Annotated in this window: 2 protein-coding genes; both read left to right on the forward strand. The window is 47.6% G+C overall.

The window, feature by feature from the left end; all coding sequences use genetic code 11:
• Positions 1-173: 173 nt before the first annotated feature.
• Positions 174-944, forward strand: a complete 771-nt coding sequence (locus FPZ43_RS19170; RefSeq protein WP_391563985.1) for a Mu transposase domain-containing protein — start codon at positions 174-176, stop codon at positions 942-944.
• A gap of 45 nt (positions 945-989) precedes the next feature.
• Positions 990-1,712 carry an IS21-like element helper ATPase IstB gene (gene istB, locus FPZ43_RS19175; protein ID WP_261381152.1) on the forward strand — a complete coding sequence of 241 codons (723 nt, stop codon included), beginning with the start codon at positions 990-992 and terminating at the stop codon, positions 1,710-1,712.
• The last annotated feature ends 138 nt before the right edge of the window (positions 1,713-1,850 follow it).

Genomic DNA, 1,850 nt, shown 5'->3' on the forward strand with positions numbered 1-1,850 from the left:
TACACTATTTCGGTGGAGTTCCTGGTGCCATTGTTCCTGATAACCTGCGTTCCGCCGTAACCAGAGGAAGCAAATACGAAGCGATATTGAATGATGAGTTTGCGTCCTTTGCAGAGCATTATGCTGTCACCGTTGTTCCTACACGCGTTTACAAGCCGCGTGATAAGGCTTTAGTGGAAGGAGCGGTCAAGCTGATCTATCGCAGCATATATGCCAGGTTAGAAGGCCGCAGGTTCAGTGACCTTGAATCGCTGAACTCCGCTATAAGGCCTGCCCTGGAGATCCATAACAACAAGCCTTTCTCCGGGCGAACTTACTCACGCAGGGAGCAATTTGAGGAGATCGAACGGAATGCGTTGGGCCAACTCAACCCGCTGCGCTACGAGGTCAATAAACAAGTTATGGTTACCGTGATGAAGAACGGCTACGTTCGTTTAGGAGAAGATATCCACTATTACAGTGTGCCTTACAACTACATCGGAAAGAAAGTAAAGGTCTTGTATACCTCCATTGCGGTCAAGATCTATTACCAATATACGCTGATCGCTTCTCATCGCCGTAACCGGATCAAATACCGTTATACCACAGATGAGAACCACCTGGCCTCTCAACATCGTTATACAACCGAATGGTCGCCTGAAAAGTTTATTCAGGAGGCAGAAGCTATCCATGAAGATGTAACCCGGTATATCATCAAAGTACTGGAACATAAGGTTTATCCCGAGCAGGCTTATAAGTCATGCTCCGGTATTCTGAGCTTTGCGCGCCGTGTCGGTGCCGGAAGATTGGCTGATGCGTGCCGATGGGCCGACAGCCTTGGCCAGTACAACTACCCGGTTATCGAAGAGATCCTCAGGAAACGCCTGGACCAGTTACAGCACGACGACGAACCGGTATCGATCCCCGCCCATAAGAATATCAGAGGAAAAGAATATTACCAGTAAACCCCATAAAACATAGAACAAATGAATAATGAAACATTAGACAAGATGCGTCAGCTTCGCCTTTACGGCATGTATGATGCCTTTAAAACCAATCTGGAGACTTCAGTAAAAGAATCGCTTACAGCCGATCAATTCATCGCTTTGCTGGTCGCTAGCGAATGGGACGACAGGCGTAACCGTTACGTAGAAAGGGCCATCAGGAGCGCAGGCTTTCGCTATAAAGCTTCGCTGGAACAGATCGACTACGCTATCGACCGTGGCCTGGAAAAGAACCAGGTCCACAGGCTTGCAGCCCTGGACTTTGTTAAGGAGCACAAGGACCTGTTCATTACCGGTTCCACCGGTACAGGTAAAAGCTACCTGGCAACGGCGCTGGGCTATCAGGCCTGTCAGAATGGGTACAAAGTAATGTACGTCAATACCGCTAAGCTTATGGGCCAGCTGAAGCTGGCCAAAGCAAAGGGTACCATTCTGGCGGAACTGAAAAGAATAGAACGGGCCGAGCTGTTGATATTGGACGACTTCGGGCTACAGCCTTTTGATGCGCAGAGCAGGGCCTCTCTGCTGGATATCATAGAAGACCGACATCAAAAGCGCTCTACGGTAGTTACTTCGCAGATACCTGTTAAGGAATGGTATGATATTATTGGTGAGAAAACCATCGCTGACGCGATCCTGGACCGCATTGTCCACCACTCATTAAGGGTCGAATTATACGGCGAATCACTAAGGAGAAGAAACTCTAAATCAGAAAATGTATTTTTGTAAAAATAATAGTTGTTAAACCGTACAAAAACATCCGCTCTCAGGAGCCTATCTGTACAACAACTTTACTCTCTTTCAAACCCTAACTCAAAGGGGTCACTTTAGATTGGCGAAGAGGGGTCAACATCAGTGGTATATCCA

It is taken from the genome of Mucilaginibacter pallidiroseus, from assembly GCF_007846085.1.
GTDB classification, from domain to species: domain Bacteria; phylum Bacteroidota; class Bacteroidia; order Sphingobacteriales; family Sphingobacteriaceae; genus Mucilaginibacter; species Mucilaginibacter pallidiroseus.

Bases quoted from the DNA above. Each gene is read 5' to 3' on its own strand.
- istB (WP_261381152.1), top strand. From the start codon at position 990: ATGCGTCAGCTTCGCCTTTACGGCATGTATGATGCCTTTAAAACCAAT.